18 protein-coding genes are annotated in these 23353 nt (G+C 44.6%); 11 read left to right on the forward strand and 7 right to left on the reverse strand.

The genetic code is table 11. The features are described 5' to 3' along the window. Positions 1 to 95: 95 nt before the first annotated feature. The 3 genes from NL644_RS14675 to NL644_RS14685 all read left to right on the forward strand — a co-directional run bounded on the left by NL644_RS14675 (position 96) and on the right by NL644_RS14685 (position 4263). A complete protein-coding gene (locus tag NL644_RS14675) occupies positions 96 to 1784 on the forward strand; it encodes an NAD-dependent malic enzyme (protein ID WP_005395857.1) in 1689 nt (562 codons plus the stop codon). A 154-nt stretch (positions 1785 to 1938) separates the two neighbouring features. Beyond that, complete coding sequence (locus NL644_RS14680) at positions 1939 to 2673, forward strand: vancomycin high temperature exclusion protein (protein WP_031780501.1); 735 nt, start codon at positions 1939 to 1941, stop codon at positions 2671 to 2673. A 219-nt stretch (positions 2674 to 2892) separates the two neighbouring features. Then, a complete protein-coding gene (locus NL644_RS14685) occupies positions 2893 to 4263 on the forward strand; it encodes a DASS family sodium-coupled anion symporter (protein ID WP_005395853.1) in 1371 nt (456 codons plus the stop codon). Positions 4264 to 4405: 142 nt separating this feature from the next. Here the strand turns inward: NL644_RS14685 and NL644_RS14690 are convergent, their stop codons facing one another. After that, positions 4406 to 5743 (reverse strand): GGDEF domain-containing protein, encoded by a 1338-nt coding sequence (locus tag NL644_RS14690; protein ID WP_114322450.1) that lies wholly within the window; start codon positions 5741 to 5743, stop codon positions 4406 to 4408. A 336-nt stretch (positions 5744 to 6079) separates the two neighbouring features. Here NL644_RS14690 and NL644_RS14695 point away from each other — a divergent pair, with 336 nt between their 5' ends. After that, positions 6080 to 6904 (forward strand): DUF2797 domain-containing protein, encoded by an 825-nt coding sequence (locus NL644_RS14695; RefSeq protein ID WP_005393189.1) that lies wholly within the window; start codon positions 6080 to 6082, stop codon positions 6902 to 6904. A gap of 95 nt (positions 6905 to 6999) precedes the next feature. On the opposite strand, the gene NL644_RS14700 is transcribed toward NL644_RS14695, so the two are convergent. Further along, positions 7000 to 8235 carry a cysteine desulfurase-like protein gene (locus NL644_RS14700; protein WP_109168456.1) on the reverse strand — a complete coding sequence of 412 codons (1236 nt, stop codon included), beginning with the start codon at positions 8233 to 8235 and terminating at the stop codon, positions 7000 to 7002. Next, on the reverse strand, positions 8219 to 8875 hold the full coding sequence (locus NL644_RS14705; RefSeq protein ID WP_005393193.1) for a 2OG-Fe dioxygenase family protein: 657 nt from the start codon (positions 8873 to 8875) through the stop codon (positions 8219 to 8221). The genes NL644_RS14700 and NL644_RS14705 overlap by 17 nt, the downstream gene beginning before the upstream one ends. 359 nt (positions 8876 to 9234) lie before the next feature. On the opposite strand from NL644_RS14705, the gene trxB reads away from it, so the two are divergent. The 3 genes from trxB (at position 9235) to cydC (ending at position 13799) form a co-directional block, all read left to right on the forward strand. Continuing rightward, positions 9235 to 10194, forward strand: a complete 960-nt coding sequence (trxB, locus tag NL644_RS14710) for a thioredoxin-disulfide reductase (RefSeq protein ID WP_253658572.1) — start codon at positions 9235 to 9237, stop codon at positions 10192 to 10194. 103 nt (positions 10195 to 10297) lie between these two features. After that, positions 10298 to 12085 (forward strand): cysteine/glutathione ABC transporter permease/ATP-binding protein CydD, encoded by a 1788-nt coding sequence (gene cydD, locus NL644_RS14715; protein WP_253658573.1) that lies wholly within the window; start codon positions 10298 to 10300, stop codon positions 12083 to 12085. Beyond that, the gene (gene cydC, locus NL644_RS14720) at positions 12078 to 13799 is read left to right on the forward strand and encodes a cysteine/glutathione ABC transporter ATP-binding protein/permease CydC (RefSeq protein ID WP_182018934.1); all 1722 of its coding nucleotides are present in this window, start codon (positions 12078 to 12080) and stop codon (positions 13797 to 13799) included. The genes cydD and cydC overlap by 8 nt, the downstream gene beginning before the upstream one ends. Before the next feature lie 97 nt (positions 13800 to 13896). Here cydC and NL644_RS14725 read toward each other — a convergent pair whose 3' ends face one another. The 3 genes from NL644_RS14725 to NL644_RS14735 all read right to left on the reverse strand — a co-directional run bounded on the left by NL644_RS14725 (position 13897) and on the right by NL644_RS14735 (position 17813). After that, the gene (locus tag NL644_RS14725; protein WP_253658574.1) at positions 13897 to 15228 is read right to left on the reverse strand and encodes a D-serine ammonia-lyase; all 1332 of its coding nucleotides are present in this window, start codon (positions 15226 to 15228) and stop codon (positions 13897 to 13899) included. 83 nt (positions 15229 to 15311) lie between these two features. After that, positions 15312 to 16406, reverse strand: a complete 1095-nt coding sequence (gene serC / locus NL644_RS14730) for a 3-phosphoserine/phosphohydroxythreonine transaminase (RefSeq protein WP_181869453.1) — start codon at positions 16404 to 16406, stop codon at positions 15312 to 15314. A gap of 138 nt (positions 16407 to 16544) precedes the next feature. Further along, complete coding sequence (locus NL644_RS14735; RefSeq protein ID WP_114322455.1) at positions 16545 to 17813, reverse strand: DUF945 family protein; 1269 nt, start codon at positions 17811 to 17813, stop codon at positions 16545 to 16547. Positions 17814 to 17999: 186 nt separating this feature from the next. On the opposite strand from NL644_RS14735, the gene NL644_RS14740 reads away from it, so the two are divergent. From NL644_RS14740 to NL644_RS14750, 3 genes are all read left to right on the forward strand, one after another. Continuing rightward, a complete protein-coding gene (locus NL644_RS14740) occupies positions 18000 to 19940 on the forward strand; it encodes an ATP-binding protein (protein WP_253658575.1) in 1941 nt (646 codons plus the stop codon). Beyond that, complete coding sequence (locus NL644_RS14745; RefSeq protein ID WP_114322457.1) at positions 19937 to 20434, forward strand: response regulator; 498 nt, start codon at positions 19937 to 19939, stop codon at positions 20432 to 20434. The genes NL644_RS14740 and NL644_RS14745 overlap by 4 nt, the downstream gene beginning before the upstream one ends. A gap of 289 nt (positions 20435 to 20723) precedes the next feature. Then, positions 20724 to 21272 (forward strand): hypothetical protein, encoded by a 549-nt coding sequence (locus tag NL644_RS14750; protein WP_005393208.1) that lies wholly within the window; start codon positions 20724 to 20726, stop codon positions 21270 to 21272. 190 nt (positions 21273 to 21462) lie between these two features. On the opposite strand, the gene NL644_RS14755 is transcribed toward NL644_RS14750, so the two are convergent. After that, positions 21463 to 22050, reverse strand: a complete 588-nt coding sequence (locus tag NL644_RS14755) for a TfoX/Sxy family DNA transformation protein (RefSeq protein WP_005393210.1) — start codon at positions 22048 to 22050, stop codon at positions 21463 to 21465. 369 nt (positions 22051 to 22419) lie between these two features. Here NL644_RS14755 and NL644_RS14760 point away from each other — a divergent pair, with 369 nt between their 5' ends. Further along, on the forward strand, positions 22420 to 23340 hold the full coding sequence (locus NL644_RS14760) for an HDOD domain-containing protein (RefSeq protein WP_005393212.1): 921 nt from the start codon (positions 22420 to 22422) through the stop codon (positions 23338 to 23340). Positions 23341 to 23353 lie beyond the last annotated feature (13 nt).

Genomic DNA, 23353 nt, shown 5'->3' on the forward strand with positions numbered 1-23353 from the left:
GACATTACATTGATGTGCATCAACGCATGTTTACAACTAAATGGTGAACCCGTTAAAATTTGGTGCGCATCCTTCAACCCTACATAAGGCACCCAATGAACAACGATAAACGCCCACTATATATTCCATATGCGGGTCCGGCTCTTTTAGCAACCCCTCTTTTGAACAAAGGCAGTGCATTCTCTGCTGAAGAACGTAGTTCATTCAACTTAGAAGGCTTGCTTCCAGAGTCTACCGAAACAATCCAAGAGCAGGTGGAACGTGCCTACCAGCAATACAAGAGTTTCGAAAGCGATATGGATAAGCACATTTATCTGCGTAATATCCAAGACACCAACGAAACACTGTATTACCGCCTAGTGCAAAACCACATTTCTGAGATGATGCCTATCATCTACACGCCAACTGTCGGCGCAGCATGTGAAAACTTCTCTAACATTTACCGCCGTGGTCGTGGTCTATTCATTTCATATCCGAACCGTGACCGTATTGACGACTTGCTGAATAATGCAGCAAACCACAACGTTAAAGTGATTGTTGTGACAGATGGTGAACGTATCCTTGGCTTGGGTGACCAAGGTATCGGCGGCATGGGTATTCCTATTGGTAAACTGTCACTTTATACCGCGTGTGGTGGTATCAGCCCTGCTTATACGCTACCAATCGTGCTTGATGTGGGTACCAATAACCCACAACGTTTAGCTGATCCGATGTACATGGGTTGGCGTCACCCTCGTATTACGGGTGCAGAATACGATGCATTTGTAGAAGAGTTTATCCAAGCAGTACAGCGCCGTTGGCCTGATGCCTTGATCCAGTTCGAAGACTTTGCTCAGAAAAATGCGATGCCTCTTCTTGAACGTTACAAAGATCGCGTGTGCTGCTTCAATGATGATATTCAAGGCACGGCGGCCGTTACTGTTGGCTCTCTACTTGCCGCCTGTAAAGCAGCAGGCACTCAGCTTTCTAAACAGCGTATCACCTTCTTGGGCGCAGGCTCTGCTGGTTGCGGTATCGCAGAAGCGATCATCGCACAAATGGTATCGGAAGGGATTTCTGACGAGCAAGCTCGCTCACAAGTTTACATGGTTGACCGTTGGGGTCTGTTACAAGAAGGCATGCCTAACCTTCTTGATTTCCAACAACGCCTGGTGCAGAAACATACCAATACGAAAGAGTGGGAAAATGAAGGAAATGGCTTCTCACTCCTCGACGTTATGCGTAACGCCAAACCAACGGTACTAATTGGTGTTTCTGGTGCCCCTGGCCTATTTAGCCAAGAAGTCATCGAAGAAATGCATAAACACTGTAAGCGTCCGATTGTCTTCCCACTGTCGAACCCAACAAGCCGCGTAGAAGCAACACCTAACGACATCATTCGTTGGACAAATGGTGAAGCACTGGTTGCAACAGGTAGCCCATTTGAGCCTGTGGTTCATGAAGGTCGCACTTACCCTATTGCACAATGTAACAACAGCTACATCTTCCCTGGCATTGGCCTTGGTGTACTTGCTGTAAACGCAAAACGTGTCACCGACGAAATGCTAATGGAATCGAGCCGTGCGCTCGCAACATGCTCTCCTCTAGCAATCAACGGTCGTGGTGCACTACTTCCACCTTTGGAAGAGATTCACTCGGTATCGAAAAAAATCGCGTTTGCTGTTGGTAAGAAGGCAATCGAACAAGGTGTGGCATTAGAAATTACTGATGAAGCATTAAACGTAGCGATTGAGCAATCGTTCTGGCAGCCGGTTTACCGTCGCTACAAACGCACTGCGTTTTAAGCTTGAGACATTTCGTTTAATAATTAGCCCCTACCATGTAGGGGCTTTTATTTTTTTATCATCCTAACCAGATTTTGGCATAAATGGGCTTCTCTCTTTTTGTTTCTATCAGATATGATGAGAACTACATTTTTAGTTAAGGATATAAAACGTTTTGTTGTTTTCTCGCATAAGATCAAAGTGGAAGCTGAAATTTTCCTGGAAGCGACTTGCTTTGATTTTGTCGATCTCTGTACTTAGTCTGCTTGTTTCTGTTATTGCCATCGACCGGTGGGTGGTTTTACAAGCCAAAGAAAGCATTTTCACTGAATACGAACAAATACCTCAACATGAGGTTGCTGTGGTTCTCGGTACCAGTAAATACATCGGTAAGATCCTCAACACTTACTACACTCATCGTATTAATGCGGCGATTGAGCTTTACAACCAAGGCAAAGTAAAACAGTTTTTATTGAGTGGCGATAACGCCCATCGCTCCTACAACGAACCGTGGACGATGAAACGCGACTTACTTAAAGCCGGTGTGCCTGAGGAAGTGATTCACCTTGATTATGCTGGCTTTCGTACTCTAGATTCGATTGTGAGGGCGAAAAAGATTTTTGCTTCGGAGCGCTTTCTGATTGTGACTCAGCGCTTTCATTGTGAGCGAGCGCTGTTTATTGCCGATGCTTACAACATTGATGCGCAGTGTCTTGCGGTAGCAGGACCTACGACAAACAAACAAAAAACATCAATGCGTATTCGAGAGTTGCTCGCCCGTGTGAAAGCCTTTTTAGACCTCTACATTATTAATACGCAGCCCAAGTTTCTTGGTCCTCAAGAGCCTATCGTTGCAGTAAAAGAGCCTGAAAAAATATCTAATGAGCCTCTGCAAGTTCCCGTCGAATAGAGGAACAACGCAGCTCACAAGGCTAATAACATTTCTATAAAACAAATGGGTAGTTTTCTACCCATTTCCAATTCTCAACATCACATTTTCTAATTTGCTCTACGATTCAGGCAAAACTCTTTTTTGTATTCCAAGTAACATTTAATCAATAAATAACTACAAGTCAGTTACTTTGCCATAAAAAAACCGACAAAAGGCAATGCAAAAGGAGCACTACCCATGACCGCACTCGCTGTGACATTGAAGAACTGGTTCTTCACTCGCAACAGCATGATTTTGAACGCGAATATCGTATTGTTCATTATCTTGTTTAATACCCTACCCTTTGAGCCACAAGTAGTAACCGGCCTGAGCATCTTAGTTTTTGTTGCTATTCTTTGGCTAACCGAAGCGATTCACGTCAGCATAACCGCGCTACTCATACCATTACTTGCAGTATTTTTAGGCGTGTTTAACACTCAGACCGCACTGAACAACTTCTCCAACTCCATCATCTTTCTATTCTTAGGTGGTTTTGCACTTGCTGCAGCTTTGCATAAACAGAAGTTAGACCAAGCTATTGCTGATAAAGTGCTGTTACTCGCACGAGGCAAAATGTCTGTCGCTGTATTCATGCTATTTGGTGTTAGTGCTGGCCTGTCGATGTGGATTTCAAACACCGCCACTGCCGCTATGATGCTGCCCCTTGTACTGGGTGTGATGACAAAGCTAGACGCGAAGAAAAATCACAATACCTTTTTGTTTGTTCTGCTCGGCATCGCTTACAGCGCTTCGATTGGTGGTATTGCAACGCTGGTTGGTAGCCCACCAAACGCCATTGCAGCAGCTGAAGTCGGCCTAAGTTTTACTGAGTGGATGAAGCTCGGTGTGCCTATCTCATTAGTACTAATGCCAATCGCTATTCTCGTTTTGTACACCATGACTAAGCCTGACCTTAGCCACAAGTTTGACCTTGACCATCAACCAGTCGAGTGGACAAACGGCAAAATGATTACGCTGGCGATTTTCTTACTGACGGTCACGTTGTGGATTTTCAGTAAGCCTATTAACGCTATGCTAGGTGGCTTCGCTAAGTTCGATACCCTTGTCGCAATAGGTGCGATCCTTCTGCTTGGGGCTTCTCGCGCCGTCGAGTGGAAAGATATTGAGAAAACAACCGACTGGGGTGTGTTAATCCTATTTGGTGGTGGCATCTGTTTGAGTAACGTCCTAAAAGCAACCGGTACAAGCGTATTTTTGGCTCATAGCTTGTCGGGCTTCCTTGAGCAAGCTGGTATCCTTCTGACGATTCTTGCTGTAGTTGCTTTTGTTGTCTTCTTGACTGAGTTTGCAAGTAACACCGCTAGTGCTGCACTACTGGTCCCTGTATTTGCAACCATCGCAGAGGCCTTAGGCATGTCTCCGGTCATTCTCTCTGCATTGATTGCCGTCGCCGCTTCTTGTGCATTTATGTTACCAGTTGCGACGCCTCCAAATGCGATTGTGTTCGGTACGGGTCATATCAAGCAAAAAGAAATGATGCGAATTGGCTTCGTCTTAAACATTGCCTGTATTGCTGCACTAACGCTTTTCGCTTGGTTGTTCTGGTAAAAAATAGCAAGTTCGATTAGCACTACACTGCTGCTCACGGTAATCATATCGATGACCTAAACTTCCCCCTAAGTGGTGTTCAGCAGTTTCCCTCTTGGTGGCCAGTTGGCCACCTTTTTTTATTCCTTTGAGTGACGAATCGTTAGGCTTGCTTCTTTTCGCAGGCAAGCAAACCATAATGAACCTCGACCCGGTTACGACCATTGCGCTTCGCTTGATAGAGCACTTCATCTGCTCTCGCCATGGTTTCTGAGACGCGTTCATTTTGCATTTGGGCGACGCCAATGCTGCATGTTAATGATTCACCGTGTACCCACAAATGACTCTCCACATTTTTGCGAATCATTTCCGACTTCTTCACAGCTTGATCAATATTGGTGTCAGGGCAAAATACAACAAATTCTTCTCCCCCCCAACGAACAAGTCGGTCATCTGGGTAGATGGAACTTGCCACCACCATGACAAATTCGCGCAATATGTCATCCCCCATTTGGTGCCCAAATTTGTCATTCACCTTCTTAAATTTATCCAAATCCATATAAAGGATACTGAATGTACTATGCCCCCAGCGAACTTGCCGTGATTGCTGCTCAAGCCAGTGCTGAACTGCGTGACGGTTCATCGCTCCCGTCAACGCATCGCGATGCGCCAACTCTGCAAACTCATAGTTTTGAGCTCGCAACGTACCATTCACCTTCTCTAAATGACGATGACGTTTTTTCGCTTTTTCATAAGCGACTCGATTTTTTCGTAATTCGTGCAGCGAAAATGCCAGTCCAAGCGCCATCCAAGAGAGTAAGAGCGCATACAGTAACGTTTCTTGTGCAAGGTAAGCGCCTTCAAACTCAATTTTATCAATCACAATTTTGTGCTCGCCAAGTGCCGCACCAGATCCGGTCGCGATATCAATACGTGTGATGTTTGAAAATTCAGGTGCAGAGTGTTCAATCGCGACTTTGTTGTCTACTAACCACCACGTCATCACCTGTAAATTTTTAATCGGAATTTCGATGATGTCGTTTGAACCGGACGGAGAAAACTGCATGCCATTGTATTTAATCGTGTACTCGTCGTCTGGTTTGGAATACTCAGGGTTATAGTTGCGCAGATATAAACGCAAATCATGGCTCGGATTGGGCCCCACCCCCGCCTCTTCATATCTCACTTTCAATCGAATCGTATGGTAATTGGAAAGGTCAATCCCCTGTGTTGGCGTTGTGGAATCGGTATAAACAGAGATTCCGCAATAAGGCCAAGCATACGAGCTTTGCTTTAAGTCACAGCTGAGAACTAGGCTTTGCTTATCGTAAATAATATCAGCCTCACTCAAGCCACCTTCGCTGGCGTCTTTAGTCGCATAGATATTGAAATGTTCTGGTGTAATGGTCAGCTTTCGTGTATCGCCAAGAACACTATAAAGCGCAACCAAACTAATAGTGCAAATAGAGAGGGCAAAGATAAATTTATGGATCCACTTCATGGGCGAGTGACCTGCTCAGCTTATATACAACACAATGTACTCAATGATTTTTCGAACTTCAAACAAAGTCATTTATCAAGAAACAAAATTACTTTTAGTCTTCGTTCTTACTTTCGATACATGGTAACGTGTTTTGAACCGTTATCACGTTTTTAAATCTCTCAAAAATGCGGTTCACTTGTTATTTGCGAAGCATTTCACAGCCGTATTTCCTAACCCATGAAGGCCAGTGCATAACATTTCAGAGCGATACATTTCGCTTTAATGTGTCTGTCAACCCTGCATCTCATCACCACTTCGGATATACTGTGCAAAAACACAATAATGAGTAATGTCATGTCATTAATTGCAACTGGTACGCTAAATAAAATGCGTGCATCTCTGGACGGTGCTGTCAGTTACCGTCTACCTGTTGGTGAGGAAGAGATTGATCTATCGCCGTTTCTGGGTAAAACGCTCACACTGACTCACACGGGCAATATTTTTTGTTGCTCATGTGGTAAGAAAACGAAAAAGAGTTATTCGCAAGGCCATTGTTTTGTCTGTATGAAAAAGCTAGCAAGCTGCGATATGTGCATCATGAAGCCAGAGACTTGCCACTACGACCAAGGGACTTGTCGCGAGCCACAATGGGGCGAAGAGAACTGCATGGTGGATCACTTTGTCTACCTATCCAATACATCCAGCTTAAAAGTTGGTATCACTCGTCATACGCAAATCCCAACTCGTTGGATTGATCAAGGTGCGACTCAGGGTTTGCCAATTTTTAAGGTAAAAACTCGACATATCTCCGGATTAATTGAAGTTGAACTGGCGAAACACATCGCAGATAAAACCAATTGGCGCACACTGCTGAAAGGCGATGGTGAACCAATGGCACTGCAAGATCGTTTTGCTGAGCTATTACCTTTAGTCGAAGATAAGATTGCTGAGATAAAACAGCAATTCGGTGAAGATGCAATTGAAATATTAAGCGAAAGCATTACCGACCTTAGCTACCCGGTGCAACAGCACCCAACTAAGATCACCTCGCATAATTTCGATAAAAACCCGGTTGTTACTGGCACTTTGCAAGGCATCAAAGGTCAATACCTCATTTTTGACACTGGCGTGATCAACGTAAGAAAATTCACTTCCTATGAAGTGGAAGTAAGCGCCTAGCTGCATATACATATATATAGCTGGTTTGTTGAAATAAAAACGAAAAAGCTCGAGTTTGACTCGAGCTTTTTTTTCTATCAGGAAGATATAATCAGTTACGCATCAAGGATGTTTTCTAGTACATCGAACAACATGTCGACTTCTTCTATTGTGTTGTAATGCATGCAACCAATTCGTACCACACCACCCGACTCTTCTAGACCAAGTTGACGAACTAAGCCCAGCGCATAAAAGTGGCCGTTCCAAACACAGATGTTGTGTTCACCCAGCGTTTTCGCGATAAACTCTGGAGAATATCGGTCGAATGTTAGCGCAAAAGTTGGTGTGCGGAGCTGGCTATCTTCTTTCGCAATGCCAAATAGATTGACACCATCTAGTGCACTCAGACGCTGTAAGAATCGCTCACTCAAGCGTTGCTCATGTTGTTCATACAATTGGTAACTTTGCTCCAATCGTTGACGAAGGGGTAAACTGGCTTCACCAAATTGAGCCAGATACTCAACCGCAGCAACGACACCAGCAAGACCTTCAAAACTTTGCGTCCCCGTTTCAAATCGGCCTGGGCCAATATTGGTAGCAGGCTCGACTTTGTACGGACGAATACTGTGCAGCCACTGATCGGCTATGTAAGCAATACCAACGTGCGGGCCGAAAAACTTGTAAGCTGAGCAAGCTAAAAAGTCACAGCCTAACGCTTGAACATCAACCAAATGATGCGGCGCATAATGAACGGCATCCACATAAACTTGTGCCCCAACGTTGTGCGCCATGCTTACTACTCGCTGCACATCCACGATAGAACCTGTCGTATTCGATGCATAGGTCACCGCTACAAGGCGCGTTTTATCAGAAAGAAGACTGCTTAAATGCTCCAAGTCCAACGTACAATCATCTTCGTTGATACGAACCTGATGAACCGTAACGCCTTTATCTTCTGCCGCTTGCTGCCAGCTAGACACATTCGAATAGTGGTCCAAAGCAGAAACAATGATCTCATCTCCCTCTTGCCAATCTCGGCTAATCGCACGACTAAGCTGAAAGGTTAACGATGTCATGTTCGCACCGAAGACGATATTGCCAGATGACGGCGCGTTAAGCAGAGCTTGCGCTGACTCGCGTGCATTTTGCATCACGTCAACCGTCTTTTGGCTAGAAAAATAATGCCCGCCTAAGTTGGCGTTGAAACGACCTAAATATCCCACCATGCTATCTAGCACTGATTGAGGTACCTGTGACCCGCCTGGACCATCAAAAAACGTCACAGGCTTGTCGTTATGGTATTGAGCGAGTGCCGGAAACTGCTCTCTGATCAGATTAAGATTGAAGTTCATTGCGCTTATCCGTAGCCGTGAGTACAAACACATCCATATGACCCGCTTCATCATCAATGACAGAACGGATTGGGCACGCGTTGTGCCACAGTTTACTGTCTGCCAATATTGCAACCTCACCCGTTTCTAACACCTTACGGAAAAATGGGGCTTGGTTATGACTGCTGTACAGCATGATGTCACCACCAATGATGTTATGGCGTCCTACGCCAACCATTGCAATGTGATCAAAACCGTCTTGGTGCACACCTTCAGGTGCCACTTGAGTTTCTTCTTCTAGCGCTGTGATTCGGATTTGGTGAATTTCTATTTCCTGACCGTTAGGCAGATGATTCGCATTGACAAACAATTCGCACATTTCTCGGAAACCATCACTGGTGAGAATGTCCTTCTCAATCGGCTCAAATTGTCTTACAACATCACCTTGGAATCGGTTGATATCAGACGATTGAACAAAGCTGTTTTTGTTTAAGTCAATGACTTTGCCATTATCAAAACCAACCACAGAATAACGTCTTAGTCGATACTGACCATCTGCATGCTCGGTACGAGGCAGTTCTTCAAACGATGGGGAAAGCTGCTCAATTGCTGCCATGCTGAGCTGTGTTAAATGCAGAGTATTCTCACGTGAATGTAACATCATTGTCTCCTTTAATGAGGCACATTAATTAACATTTAATTTACACACTAGATTACGCAAATATTCTGCAATTGCCAGCTTTTAACGTTGATAGCTTCAACAAAATAACAAAAACAACATAACAAACCAATCCAAAGCAAAAATACAGAGCCATGTTTCAGTTTTGCGCTTTGGCGATATTTGAAACTAGACTTCTCTACTACGAATAGAATTTTATGCTAGAAGTCAACGTTCTTTATCAATCTTTAGTGGGTTCTAATCTATAACCAATTATTCGATCACAATCGTTGTTTATGCTTTTAAAGCACTAAGAATTTCCATACAATCGAGGGAAATGTTCAGCCCTTTTTGGAGCCATAATGAGCGACGTAAAACATTGTAAACTATTAATTCTTGGTTCTGGTCCAGCAGGATACACAGCTGCCGTCTACGCAGCGCGTGCCAACCTAAACCCTGTGCTTGTGACGGGAATGCAACAAGGTGGTCAGCTAACCACCACTACTGAAGTTGAAAACTGGCCCGGCGACGCTGAAGGTCTGACAGGTCCTGCATTGATGGATCGCATGAAAGAGCACGCCGAGCGTTTCGAAACTGAGATCGTGTTTGATCACATCAACGAAGTAGAACTATCACAACGCCCATTTCGTTTAAAAGGCGATTCTGGCGAGTACACATGTGACGCATTGATTATTTCTACGGGTGCATCAGCAAAATACCTTGGCCTTGAGTCTGAAGAAGCATTTAAAGGTCGCGGCGTTTCTGCTTGTGCAACCTGTGACGGTTTCTTCTACCGTAATCAGAAAGTTGCAGTTGTGGGCGGTGGTAACACTGCTGTTGAGGAAGCACTTTACCTATCTAACATTGCGTCAGAAGTTCACCTGATCCACCGCCGCGATTCATTCCGTGCAGAGAAGATCCTTGTGACACGTCTGATGGATAAAGTTGAAAGCGGTAATATCGTTCTTCATACCGATCGAACTCTCGATGAAGTACTTGGCGACGACATGGGCGTAACTGGCGTTCGTATTAAAGACGTCAACACAGGTGCGACTGAAGACCTTGAAGTGATGGGCGCGTTTATTGCGATCGGCCACCAGCCAAACACACAAATCTTTGAAGGCCAAGTAGACATGAAAGATGGCTACATCATCGTTAAGTCTGGCCTAGAAGGCAACGCTACACAAACTAGCATTGAAGGTGTATTTGCAGCAGGCGACGTTATGGACCATAACTACCGTCAAGCTATCACATCAGCAGGTACAGGTTGTATGGCGGCATTAGATGCTGAGCGTTTCTTAGACTCACTTGGTGACAAATAACTTTTCACATTTGTGTCATATCCTTAAAGCCCAGCGGTATTCCCGCTGGGTTTTCTTTTGTATACTACCGCCTCATTAAAACAATTATCATTAAGCCTTCACGATGGATAAGAAAAAGCAAAGCAGCTTGAATAAGTGGCTTAAGCAACAAAGTAAGTTAGCCAAGCGCTGGCTTATGATTGCGATAGGCCTAGGCGTACTTTCAAGCGTGTTTTTATTGGCTCAAGCAGCCCTGCTCGCCTCCATTCTGCACCAGTTAATCATTGACCAAGTCGACAAAGCCGACCTCATTTGGCATTTTGTTGGGCTTGGTGGCACGGTTATCGGTCGAGCTGCTTGTACCTGGGGTCGAGAGCTTGCCGGTTACCGTTGCGGTGAGCAAATTCGAGTTTATATTCGCCAACTCATTTTAGATAAAGTTCATAAACTTGGGCCCGCTTACATCAAAGGCAAACCTGCCGGCAGCTGGGCGACGCTCATCTTAGAGCAGGTAGAAGATATGCAAGATTTCTTCTCTCGCTACTTGCCTCAGATGTCATTATCGGTATTAGTGCCTTTCATTATTTTGGTTGTCGTATTCCCAGTAAACTGGGCGGCAGGCTTGATCTTCCTCGTCACAGCACCACTAGTGCCTATTTTCATGGCACTGGTTGGGATGAAAGCCGCAGAAGCAAACCGTAAAAACTTTAAAGCGATGCAGCGTTTGTCCGGTCACTTTTATGACCGCTTGCAAGCAATGACGACCATTCGCTTATTCGATAGAACAAAATCTGAAACTGAAACTCTGAAGGGTGCTTCGGAAGTCTTTCGTACTCGTACCATGGACGTTCTGAAAATCGCGTTTCTATCTTCTGCGGTTTTAGAGTTTTTCACTTCCATTTCTATCGCAATTACCGCCGTCTACTTTGGCTTTAGTTATGTCGGAGAGCTCGATTTCGGCTACTACGGCACAGGTGTTACGCTGTTTGCTGGCTTGTTCATTCTGATTCTTGCGCCAGAGTTTTATCAGCCATTACGTGATTTGGGCACGTTCTACCATGCGAAACAGCAAGCGGTTGGCGCAGCAGAAAGTATTGTCGAGTTTCTAGATTTGGAAGTCGATCAAATCAAAGATGGTACCCAAGCGTTAGATAAAAACAGCCCTATCTATATTGAAGCGGACCAGTTAACCATTTTTAGTCCGGAAGGTCAGCAGCTCGCAGGTCCCCTATCCTTCTCTCTTGAAGCCAACAAAAGTACGGTTTTAGTTGGACCAAGTGGCGCAGGTAAAACAAGCTTGGTAAACACCATCCTCGGTTTCATGCCTTATCAAGGTAGCTTGAAGATTAATGGTTGTGAATTGTCACAACTGGATCTAGCCACATGGCGAGAGGCCGTAAGCTGGATTGGTCAAAACCCAATGCTATTACATGGCAGCATTCGAGATAACGTCACGTTAGGCAAACACAACATTCAAGATGCCGACGTTCATTCTGTTTTGAATGACTCTCATGCTGCTGAATTTGTTGAAATGCATGGGTTGGATTACCCGATATCTGACCGCTCTGGTGGTTTATCTGTCGGCCAAGCCCAGCGTTTAGCGTTGGCTCGCGCTATGCTACAAAATGGTCGTTTTTGGTTATTAGATGAACCGACCGCAAGCTTAGATGCTCGTAGTGAAAAACTCGTCATGGAAGGCATTAACAAGTACGCACATGCCACAACGAATTTGATGATTACTCACCAGTTGGCACCTTTACAAAGCGTATCGCAAATTCTTGTTATGCAGGACGGCCAGATTGTTCAACGTGGTGATTACGACACACTGTCGACAGAAGATGGCTTATTTAAAGACATGTTGGAAGCGAACCTCGCACAACGTGAAACAGACAAGGGGAACTTAGATGCGTGATTTACTCCCTTATCTAAAACTCTATAAGAAACATTGGTTTGGTCTTTCGCTAGGTATGCTATTGGCATTTCTGACCTTAGCTGCATCTATTGGCTTATTAACGCTATCGGGTTGGTTTATTTCAGCCGCAGCGGTGGCAGGCTTGACGGTTGCTCGTGAAACCTTCAACTACATGTTACCAGGTGCCGGGGTACGCGGCGCTGCAATGGCTCGAACCGCAGGTCGATGGGGAGAACGTGTCGTCAGCCACAATGCGACGTTCAAGTTACTTACCGATCTACGTATCTTCTTCTTTAAGAAACTTGCACCACTGATTCCGGGTCGTGTCTCTACGATGCGTGATGCTGATCTGCTCAACCGCCTAGTGGCGGACGTTGACGCGATGGATCACGTTTATCTTCGACTTATCAGCCCTGTCGTGATTGGCATTTTTGGCATATTGAGTTTAACGGCTGTCCTGGCGTTCTTTGATTGGCATCTCGCGCTGCTGCTTGGCTCGATTCTTACCGTCATGTTGTTTGTATGGCCAGTGTTGTTCTATAAACTTGGTAAAAGTAATGGCGAGAATCTCACTCATCATAAAGCGCAATTGCGAGTGGCGACTCTGGACTGGCTTCAAGGCTACAGCGAACTGAGTATCTTTGGAGCAGAAGAGCGTTATCGCAATCTCATTCTAGAGAAGCAAAAGCAGCTGTTGTCTAATCAGTTTGTGAACGCGAATTTAACGGGCATGGCTTCAGGCCTGCTTATGCTTGTGAACGGTCTTACACTGGTTGTGATGCTTTGGTTTGCTGCAGACGGCGTAGGAGGTCGTGCTCCTGATCCTTGGATTGCGTTGTTTGCATTTGCAACGATGGCAAGTTTTGAAATTTTGATGCCTATTGCGGGCGCGTTCCAGTACCTGGGTCAAACGTTGACTTCTGCTCGTCGTTTAAATGAAGTAATTTTGGCTGAACCTGACGTTGTCTTCCCTGAGCAATCGAAACATAAAGGCACAACGTTAGACATTGAATTCGACAACATTGACTTCACTTACCCTGACGGGCAGCAAAAGGTGCTGAAAGACTTGTCACTCTCACTACCGTTAGGCACTAAAACAGCGATTGTAGGTCAAACAGGTTCAGGTAAATCAACACTGATTCAGCTTCTTTGTCGCTACTGGGATGTAAACCAAGGTGAAGTTCGAATCGGTGGTACAAAGCTGCAAGATTGGAGCGAGTCTGACCTGCGAGAAGCAATGACAGTGGTCAGTCAACGCGTTGATGTACTGAATGGAACACTGCGTGACAACTTACTTATGGCCGCTCCAGAAGCAAGTGATGAGCGACTGTCTGAGATTCTTCAAAAAGTCGAACTTGGTGGCCTTCTTGAGGCTCCAGGGTTAGATGCTTGGTTAGGCGACGGTGGTCGTCAGTTATCTGGTGGTGAGAAACGCCGAATCGGTATCGCTCGCGCATTGCTACGTGATGCCCCAATCCTACTCTTAGATGAACCGACTGAAGGCCTCGATAAGCGTACGGAACAAAAAGTGATGGCGCTTTTCAATGAGCACTTTGCTAATAAGACAGTGATATTCATTACACACCGACTAATAGAATTAGAAAGCATGGATAGCATCTGTTTGATGGAACAAGGTGAGATCATCGAGCAAGGCGATCATCCAACGCTACTCGCTCAGAAAGGTCGTTACTACCAGCTATTACAGTCTCTATAATTCGATATTCAGTGACGAGAAGGGCTCATCGTTTGATGAGCCCTTTTGTTATTCCTGTATTGTTAATTGCCTAGTTAAGTACGTATACAGAGCTCATTTACCGACCTGATTTTTTGAGATAAGCCGCCATTTCATCTTCCGGAACCATGCCTCCACCTGTTGCCCAAACAAGATGCGTGGCGTTTCTGAGTTTTTCTTCGTCAAACTGCATTTGAGACTGATAAGCATGGTTATTCGAGACGTGCACTGCCCCAACCATACCAGCTAATGCAGAAGGCTCTAGGTTAATGCCTTCGAGTTCACTTAACTCACCCAAGTGGTGATACATACGAGCATCATCAATGGTGTAAAAGCCATTAATTAGCCTTTCCATCGCTCTACCGACAAATCCCGACGCACGCCCTACTGCTAACCCATCAGCAGCGGTCATGTTGTCGATACCCAAATCTTGTACCGCAATCTCGTCATGCAAGCCGGTATGCACGCCCAACAACATGCACGGAGAGTGCGTTGGCTCTGCGAAAATACAATGAACATGATCACCAAACGCGACTTTCAAACCAAATGCCACGCCACCAGGCCCACCGCCAACACCACAGGGTAGATAAACAAAGAGCGGATGATACTCATCAACCACGATTCTCAAGTCATCAAACTGCTGCTTTAGACGCTCACCCGCAACAGAGTAACCTAGAAACAACGTCTGCGAGTTTTCATCATCAATAAAGAAGCAGTTAGGGTCTTGCTCAGCCTCTTTACGACCTTGCTCAACGGCAACACCATAGTCTTGCTGGTACTCCACCACTTTGACGCCATGTGACCGGAGCTTATTTTTCTTCCACTCCCGCGCATCAGAAGACATGTGAACTGAGACTGAAAAACCAAGCTTTGCACTCATGATGCCAATGGACATACCGAGGTTACCCGTTGACCCAACCGCAATACTGTACTGCTTAAAAAACTGCCGAAACTCATTGCTGAACAATTTGCTGTAATCATCGGTTTCGCAGAGTAAGCCAGCTTCAAACGCCAACTTTTCTGCATGGGTGAGCACTTCATAAATGCCACCTCTCGCTTTGATAGAACCAGAAATTGGCAGATGACTGTCTTTTTTGAGCATTAAACGGCCCAATATTGGCGTGTCGTATTGCTGCTCCAAACGCAATTTCATCTTGGGAACATCCACCACAGAAGACTCAATGATGCCATGCGAAGCTTCCGTTTCGGGAAACGCTTTCATCAAATAAGGCGCAAATCGTGCTAGCCGTTCACTCGCAGCTTGAATATCTTTCTCATCTAGCCTCACATAGGGCAAACCTTCTGCTAAAGAGGTTATGTTTGGGTTAAACCAGCAAACCTCCTTAAGATCGATAAGTGGCGCCAAGAGTGGGAACTGCTTGATCAGCGCTTCAATATTCGCCTTGGTCATATTACCTTCCTGGAGTGATGTGAGTTGAGATAAACAAAAGCGCCGCAATTGCGACGCTTTCATGAATAACAGTGAATTTGATTTTATGCGTAGTTTTTCTCAAACTCTTGCATAAAATCGACTAACGCTTGTACACCTTCTAGCGGCATGGCGTTATAAATGGAAGCTCGCATACCACCAACGGCTCGGTGTCCTTTTAGTGATTTCAGCCCTTTGGCATCGGCTAGTTCAAGGAACGTCGCATCCAGTTCAGGTTTCGCAAGTTGGAATGGCACATTCATCAAAGAACGGTTTGCTGAGTGCACGCCATTACGGTAGAAATCAGACTGATCGATGTAACCATACAGTAGTGCGGCTTTAGCGCGGTTCACTTGCTCGATCGCTTTTACCCCACCCTGCGCCTTCAACCATTTGAAAACAAGACCAGACAGGTACCATGCAAAGGTTGGTGGCGTGTTGAACATTGATTCTTTCTCAGCCAGAACAGTATAATCCAAGATACTTGGCAGTACCTGCTTCGCCATACCTAACAAGTCGTCGCGCACGATAGCGATAGCAATGCCTGAAGGACCAATGTTTTTCTGAGCGCCCGCATAAATCACACCGTATTTCGATACATCAATCTCACGAGAAAGAATCGTCGAAGACATGTCAGCAACGATTGGTTTGTCGGTGACAGGAAGATCGTTAATCTCGATACCGTCAATGGTTTCATTTGGACAGAAATGCACGTAAGCCGCTTCTGGAGCAATTTTCCATTCCTTTGCAGGTAGAACGGCTACTTTTCCGTTGATTTCTGTTTTTGCATCAAATACGTCTGGCTCGCAGTATTTCTTCGCTTCAGCTACCGCACTTTCAGCCCAATAACCGCCGTCGATGTAAGTTGCCGTCTCGGCATCACCAAGTAAGTTTAGAGGAACAGCAGCAAACTGAGCACGAGCACCACCTTGGCAGAACAGCACTTTATAGTTGTCCGGAATATTCAGAAGATCACGTAAATCTTGCTCGGCTTCTTCTGCAACTTTGATGAACTCTTTGCTTCGGTGGCTGATTTCCATGACCGAAGTACCAAGACCTTGCCAATCAATTAGTTCCTGTTGTGCTTGCTGCATAACTGCTTTAGGCAGACCTGCTGGCCCTGCACTGAAGTTAAATACGTTGTCCGTATTTTGTTCCATGATGCTCATTGCTCCTGCTATGTAAATATTACGAAATTAATATCACGTTTTCGCAGCGATAAAAACAAGAAAAGAGGTCTTACGACCTCTTTTTAAAGACTAAGCGTTAAATTGGATTAATTCCGCAACAATACTTGGCTACTGTTGTTGCATCAAGGCAGGCATAAGTAGCGCCACCAATGGGAACTCATGTCCATTTTCGAACTTCAATTTGCCTTCACCGATTTCTGCTTTGAGTTGATAACCACCCTCAACTTTCTCGATCAGCTCCATGATGAGCAGCTCATCGATTCCTTCTTGAATAAATGGGTAGTGCGTCACTAATTCGTCAGAGAAGTAAGTGCTGAGCTCACCAGTAGTCGCCGTCATCAACTTCATTGGGTCTTGAGTAATGTGGTCAGTACCTTCAGGAATGGATAATTGCCACTCGTTATGGAACTTACCGTCACCAAACGCAAGTGAAAGCTCATTCACGGATAAATCAAAGCCTTTGCTAAACAGCGTGTCAACATGCGGCAATAAGCTCGCAATTTCCTGCTCGTCTAACATTGGAGAGCTTTGATAGATAGACATAATTTGGTCAAATGACTGGCTATCCACATCTGCAATTGAGAAATCCAACTTAAAGTTATCGACATCCGTACCATCAGTTAAACGCAGTTTCTTAGCATCTAGGTTCAGCTGACTGTTCAGCTTATCACCAGCCTCATTCATCGTAGTGTTGCCGCGGTAACTCGCATTCTCAATCAAAAAGACAGGCGTTAAGTTCGAATCAACCACATCCAGCTTCTCTAGAGAAAAAGATTGCTCACCCAGCCAATAGCCTTTTGCTTGCTTACCTTTACCCTGACCTGTCAATGCATTCAGATGAAGCTCTTCACCGTTTTCAAAATCCACTTGAACAGAAGGAACAGAAACTTGGTAATTGAGATCACCCAATACCGTCACATCCCCTGTCACTTTTGCAGGGCTTGTAGAAACAGAAACACCTTGCGCTTCGTTACGATAATGCCAACTGTCTAGGTCAAGGGTGAATGCCGTATTGCCATTTAGTTGGGTCTGACTATGCATCGTGAGAGGCAAAAAGTCATTGTCCACCAATTTTGAATCTGCTGTTAGGCTTGTTAGACCATGGCTAACATCACTGGTTACATCAAACGTCGTTGGCATGCCATCACGCTCTAGCTGCGTTTTAAGCTCAGGGTCAACAACTGAATAACGAGTCAGCACGACTGAAGACAAATAGCCACGTTGATACTCGACCACTTCGCCTTTAATCATTTCATCATTCATATTGGTAATACCATCTTCAATGATGGACTGACCAATTTGTCCGACAGCCAATGGCCAACACAGCGCTAATGAGATAGCACCACCAATGGCGCCGATTTTTTTAAGATTTTGCATAACGTCACTTATTAGGTATTTTCGGTCAGTCTACCCCAAACCACCTGCGGAGAAAACATTGAGACAAATCAGACTATTGATGCTTATTCTAGTCCATTAATCAGGAATCATACTTGGCTCCCACTCATCATGTCCTTTTATTGTTAAAGTTTACGTGGCGAAGTTTTAACCGGAGCTAAAACATCTGTGAATCGTTATGCTGTGTTGTGTCTCGACAACAACCCAATCAGTGCTGAACAGTTTCGATTGGAGCTGTCTGCCTTCTCAAGTAAGTTTGATATTTTTTCTGTCGAATCGATAGAAGAGGCTCAAAGCGCTTTAGAGTATCTAGAGGAAAGAGAGCAGACTGTTGCTTTAGTTATAGCGAGCCATCACGCTCATTTTAATGGCGTGGATTTTCTTATTGGTTTAGACCGGATGCCGCATACCGAGCAAGCAAGAAAAATTCTTATTAGCTGCTCGTCTGATATCGACGCAATTCTCACTGCCGTTAATGAAGGCAGGCTCGACCACTGCCTCACAAAACCTTTGCCAGATCACGTCTTATTTAACACAGTGCAAAAAGAGCTGACCCAATTTATCTTGCGAAACGGTAAAGAAGACCTGCTAAGTTACAGTCAGATATTGGATCATCACAGCTTGTTGCGAGCGCACATCAATAATCAGATGAGCCATTATCAAGCGGGCTTTTTACACGACTACCACTCGATGTCTGATGCCGAGTTAGCCGAGCAAGTGATCTCCGCTCTCCAGCAGTTTTTTAAAGACAATGACGAAACAAGAGCGTGCCGTACATACTCACCTGAACACTTATTAACCGTGGAAGGCGAGCCAAATAGCTTTTTGTGGTTTATTACCGATGGTGAAGTGGCTCTGTACAAGCGCGATGAACAAGGCATGCAGCGAGAGGTTGTACGCCATAACAAAGGTAATATTGTCGGAGGCATGTCGTTTGTTACTGGGGAATGTTCTTTCTCGACAGCCCTAACGCTGACAAAGACAGAGGTCATCAAACTCGATCGCAACGTATTCAATAAAGTGATGCAAAGCGACTCAAACTTGCTGCCTCTTTTTACAAACTTGCTTTTACGCCACTTCAACCGCCGATTACAAAGAAGCATCAACACCAAACTGCAACTTCAAAAAACGCTCGAATCTTTAGAATCAGCCCACCAGCAGCTCATTGAAAGAGAAAAAATGGCGATGCTTGGTCAATTGGTTGCGGGCGTGGCGCATGAACTAAATAATCCGATAGCAGCGATATTGAGGGGCGTAGAGAATTTAACGCATACGCTTGCACGATTACTTAACGAAGTACCCAGTTCCGATATACAAACCAAAGGCATTGAGTTGCTGAGCAAAGCTCAAACCGCAAAACCCGCTTCAACCGCAGAGCTCAGATCACGCGTTAAAGCACTTAATCATGCCCTTCCAGACCGAACACTGGCTAAGAAAGTGGTGAACCTTGGGCTAGAGTCAGATCACGAGTTACTCACTCAACTAACGAAAAAACAGCAAGTGTCTTCTCATGTTCTCGATACTCTTGAGCAATACCACAAAGCAGGTTCCACTCTTCGCTCGATTAACGTCTGTGCTGCGCGAATTGCAGATATGGTGAAAAGCCTTAAAGGTTACGCACGCTCAGATGATGAGACCCAGCACTATGCTGATATTCATGAAGGTATTGAAGATACCTTGGTGATCTTCGAAAACAAACTAAAAATGCATCAGGTTTCCACTGATTATGCGGATTTACCTCCTATCCTTTGTCAACCAATCGCACTCCAACAGGTATGGACGAATTTGGTCTCTAACGCCATTGATGCATTTCCGGAAAAAGGCGTTTTAAAAATACAAACACGTCTTGCAGAAAAAGATCATACACATTACGCCGTTATCTCGTTTGAAGATAATGGGTGTGGCATTCCTGAATCGCAAAGAGATGCCATTTTCGAGCTCAACTTCACGACGAAAAAAGAAGGCAACTTTGGTTTAGGCATTGGGCTGTCCATCTGCCAGCAAATCGTGACAGCACATAAGGGATGGATTGACGTCGAATCAGAGCTCGACAAGTTCACACGAATGACAGTCTGGTTACCAGTCATCGAAAAAGGAGATGAAATATGACCAAGTATTTAATTTTATGTGTCGATGACGAACGAGAAGTCTTGGATAGCGTGCTCCAGGATCTCGCTCCCTTTGAGGAACATTTTATTGTCGAGGGAGCAGAATCAGTCACTGAAGCAAGGCAAGTGATCGAGGAGATGGCGGAAGAGGAAGTTCAGCTTGCGCTCATTTTATGCGACCACATTATGCCGGAGCAAACTGGGATTAGCTTCTTAATCGAACTCAGTCAAAATGGTGACACAAAATCGGCCCGCAAAGTCTTACTTACAGGACAAGCCGGCTTAGAAGACACCGTTGAGGCCGTCAATAACGCAAGTCTGGACTATTACATAGCCAAACCATGGAGAGGTGAAGAGTTGAGAAAAGCAATCGTGTCTCAGCTTACTGCTTTTATGATTGCAAATGATGATAACTTACTATCTTGGACTCAAGTCCTTGATTCTGAGGCGATCCTCAATGCCATGGCTGAACGCAGAGCAAGCTTCGGCGAGTAATATGCGTGGCTCTAGCTTGAATGTCACCAAAGCCAGCTGATCCACGTTATTTCGCGCAATAGCGCGAGTATGGAAAAGCATCACTATTTATCCGATTGATGCTCTTAGACGTTATGTATATGGCGTAGTTTTTGCTTAAACCCACTAACTATTAAGTTAATTGACAAAACATCGACACATTTTTGTTGGTCGTGGACCTTCCTTTTTATTATGATGTCGGACAAATCAGATTACGGTTCAAGTGGTTGCTTGAATCCATGGAAATAATGAACAAGGTTTATCGTTAGTTATGCGTAAAACACTATTAGCCGCTGCCTTACTAGTGGCATCAAGCCATGCCCTAGCCGCAAACGACCGCAATGCGCCAGCAACTATGAGCAACTTTAGCTACGACTATTTCGAAGCACGTATTGGCGCAAGTCCTGTGACATTTGGTGCTGGATTCAGCAAATCAATTCACCCTAACGCACATGTTATTGCTCGTATCGACTCTGAGTTTGAAAGTGATTTTGACTCAGCCGCTGGTTTTGGCTTTCATTCGCCACTAAACAACTGGGCTGACCTTACAGGTGAAATGCTAATGCGCGTTGTACAACCTTCAAGCGATAGCAGCACTGACGTAGGTATGGAACTGAACTTAGGTGTTCGTCAATGGTTAGGTCCTCAATTAGAAGTAGGCGGCAAAGTCGGCTACGTTTCTATTGATAACGATGACGACTGGACCGGTGCAGCATACGCTCGTTTCCACTCAACTGAGCTTTTCTCTCTAGGTGCTGAAGCGCGTATCAACGACTTTTATGGTGATCAGGTAATGTTCACCACGCGTTTTAAGTTTTAAGATTTGTGCTTTAAGAAAAGAGCAAATTAAAAAACAAAAACCGAGGCCCATGCCTCGGTTTTTTGTCTAATCTAATGACTAACTCAATGAAGTGGTCAAAAACTTCAATGTCCTTTTTCCGCTTTCAACACTTGCCTTTACGACCCGCTAACTCCATCAAAACGAGTCAATCATCGTGCGTTCAGCTTGCTTACTCACACAGCGCCAGTAACTGCTTTTTACGCGGCTCTTGAATCAGTTTCCAATGAACACCGTCAGTGGCACCAGCGAATTTCCAAAGCAACTTAACATCAACGTCATTGCCATAAGCCACTTTAACTTTGTTGAAGACTTTTACAGGTCCAAGTTCTAAAAAGGTTTCTACGTCATCAACACCTGCTTTCTTGACCATTCGCTCAAGAGTTAACTGCATATTTGGCAGATCTCTCAAACGTCTACTGGCAGAAGACTTTTGATATTTTCGTTCCTTAATTGAGTATTCAATTGATTTTTGTACCAGTTCATCGAGTCCTGCATATCCGGATTCAAACAAATCTGTTACGTCATAATAATTTACGGTTGCCGTCGTCTGTTTTTTGACGTGCTTATATTTTTCGCAATTCAGTTGAGTAAACACTTCGTCCAATCCATTACCACCACGTAAGTAGCAGCAATCATTGCTGACAAGCGCAAACATAGCGTCATCGGTGAATAAACCGATACCACCGAACATAGAACGTTTTTGATACTCACTAAAGTTGCGTACATATTTAAAAAAAGCTTGGTCTGTCATGTCCATTGACCTCTTTAATCTGAATAAATTACCCCGATTAGCGATGTCACCAGATAAACAGCAGCTTATAGCGAATTATAAATGTCGATTTGTTGGCGATATTTTTGTGAGTTGTGCTCACCAACTTGCTTAATCATACTTAACGTTGAAAAATAAGTTAGGACATAGGTCACATATAAAAAAGTATATATTCAGCATACGTGATTAGTTTCACACTTATTATTCATGTGGTGATATTTTTTTGACGCACGGCATGCCCAAAACACGCCATCATTATGATCTCGCTGGCAATTACGAGCACGTGATACGCATTTAATTGATAAAGAATACGCTGTAAGGGTACACTGTACGAAAGATCTCAAGTACAGCGTCACAATGGAACATTTATCATTTTTTTGGCTGCCAAATAATAAAGATAAGCTTATAAACGCACTGGAATCCGAGTTTGCTCAGCTGGTAGAACAGTCCATCTCAACGGGTAAGATTTCATTACCCCCTATTCCTGATGTCGTGCTTAAAATTCAGCAGTTATGTGTCGAAGAACACACCACTATTTCAGATGTTGCTAACTGTTTGTTAGAAGATCCCGGCTTGGCGGCGGTCGTTCTACGAGTAGCAAACTCTGTAATTTTCAATCGTAGAAACATTACCTGCAACGACTTAACCACCGCGGTATCTCGCCTTGGTATACTGCGCGTGCGTGATATTGTTACCGCACAAGCGATTGAACAACTTAAACATTCAGTAAATTTAACCAAAGAATGTAATGCCATCTTGGTGAAAAGTGCAGCGGTATCCCGAGAACTCGGTGCCGTCATGGTGATATTGGTTCAAGCGTTTCGTAAACACGAGCCAGGTACTTATGGGCACTTGGAGCAAGAAAAAGCATTGCTGGTTGGTCTGCTAGCCGATATCGGTTTGTTTTGTCTAATTAACGAGTACCACCTGTACTTAGATAGAGGCAATTACCTAGATCCTGAAATTGCGTTGCAAATCTTCCAAACTCGTTGTTCAGCAACAAGCAAACTGGTGCTCGAGCGCTGGGGATTTGACAATGACTTTAGAGAGGTCTCCTCAAACGAGAAGTACGAGCAAACGCGACCGGAAGTGAGTTATTTAGACATTGCAAGAATCGCGCATCACCTATTGATGTTCCGCAATCATGATGAACGCATTGATGAACACGAAGTTGAATTCAACTTAACAGGTGCAGAGGTCTTGTATGAACTCAGCAATATGAGTGATACTGACTTCAATGACCAAATACGTGCAGTGCTAAGTGCTAGCGGCTTGTAATTTATCGTTTTCT

The organism is Vibrio sp. Y10_XG_PY6, from assembly GCF_024181795.1.
GTDB classification, from domain to species: domain Bacteria; phylum Pseudomonadota; class Gammaproteobacteria; order Enterobacterales; family Vibrionaceae; genus Vibrio; species Vibrio diabolicus.

Excerpts from the sequence above, each read along its gene's own strand:
- NL644_RS14675 (WP_005395857.1), top strand. The coding sequence starts at position 96 with ATGAACAACGATAAACGCCCACTATATATTCCATATGCGGGTCCGGCT.
- NL644_RS14685 (WP_005395853.1), top strand. The coding sequence starts at position 2,893 with ATGACCGCACTCGCTGTGACATTGAAGAACTGGTTCTTCACTCGCAAC.
- NL644_RS14690 (WP_114322450.1), bottom strand. The coding sequence starts at position 5,743 with ATGAAGTGGATCCATAAATTTATCTTTGCCCTCTCTATTTGCACTATT.
- NL644_RS14695 (WP_005393189.1), top strand. The coding sequence starts at position 6,080 with ATGTCATTAATTGCAACTGGTACGCTAAATAAAATGCGTGCATCTCTG.
- NL644_RS14700 (WP_109168456.1), bottom strand. The coding sequence starts at position 8,235 with ATGAACTTCAATCTTAATCTGATCAGAGAGCAGTTTCCGGCACTCGCT.
- NL644_RS14705 (WP_005393193.1), bottom strand. The coding sequence starts at position 8,875 with ATGTTACATTCACGTGAGAATACTCTGCATTTAACACAGCTCAGCATG.
- trxB (WP_253658572.1), top strand. The coding sequence starts at position 9,235 with ATGAGCGACGTAAAACATTGTAAACTATTAATTCTTGGTTCTGGTCCA.
- cydD (WP_253658573.1), top strand. The coding sequence starts at position 10,298 with ATGGATAAGAAAAAGCAAAGCAGCTTGAATAAGTGGCTTAAGCAACAA.
- cydC (WP_182018934.1), top strand. The coding sequence starts at position 12,078 with ATGCGTGATTTACTCCCTTATCTAAAACTCTATAAGAAACATTGGTTT.
- NL644_RS14725 (WP_253658574.1), bottom strand. The coding sequence starts at position 15,228 with ATGACCAAGGCGAATATTGAAGCGCTGATCAAGCAGTTCCCACTCTTG.
- serC (WP_181869453.1), bottom strand. The coding sequence starts at position 16,406 with ATGGAACAAAATACGGACAACGTATTTAACTTCAGTGCAGGGCCAGCA.
- NL644_RS14735 (WP_114322455.1), bottom strand. The coding sequence starts at position 17,813 with ATGCAAAATCTTAAAAAAATCGGCGCCATTGGTGGTGCTATCTCATTA.
- NL644_RS14745 (WP_114322457.1), top strand. The coding sequence starts at position 19,937 with ATGACCAAGTATTTAATTTTATGTGTCGATGACGAACGAGAAGTCTTG.
- NL644_RS14750 (WP_005393208.1), top strand. The coding sequence starts at position 20,724 with ATGCGTAAAACACTATTAGCCGCTGCCTTACTAGTGGCATCAAGCCAT.
- NL644_RS14755 (WP_005393210.1), bottom strand. The coding sequence starts at position 22,050 with ATGGACATGACAGACCAAGCTTTTTTTAAATATGTACGCAACTTTAGT.
- NL644_RS14760 (WP_005393212.1), top strand. The coding sequence starts at position 22,420 with ATGGAACATTTATCATTTTTTTGGCTGCCAAATAATAAAGATAAGCTT.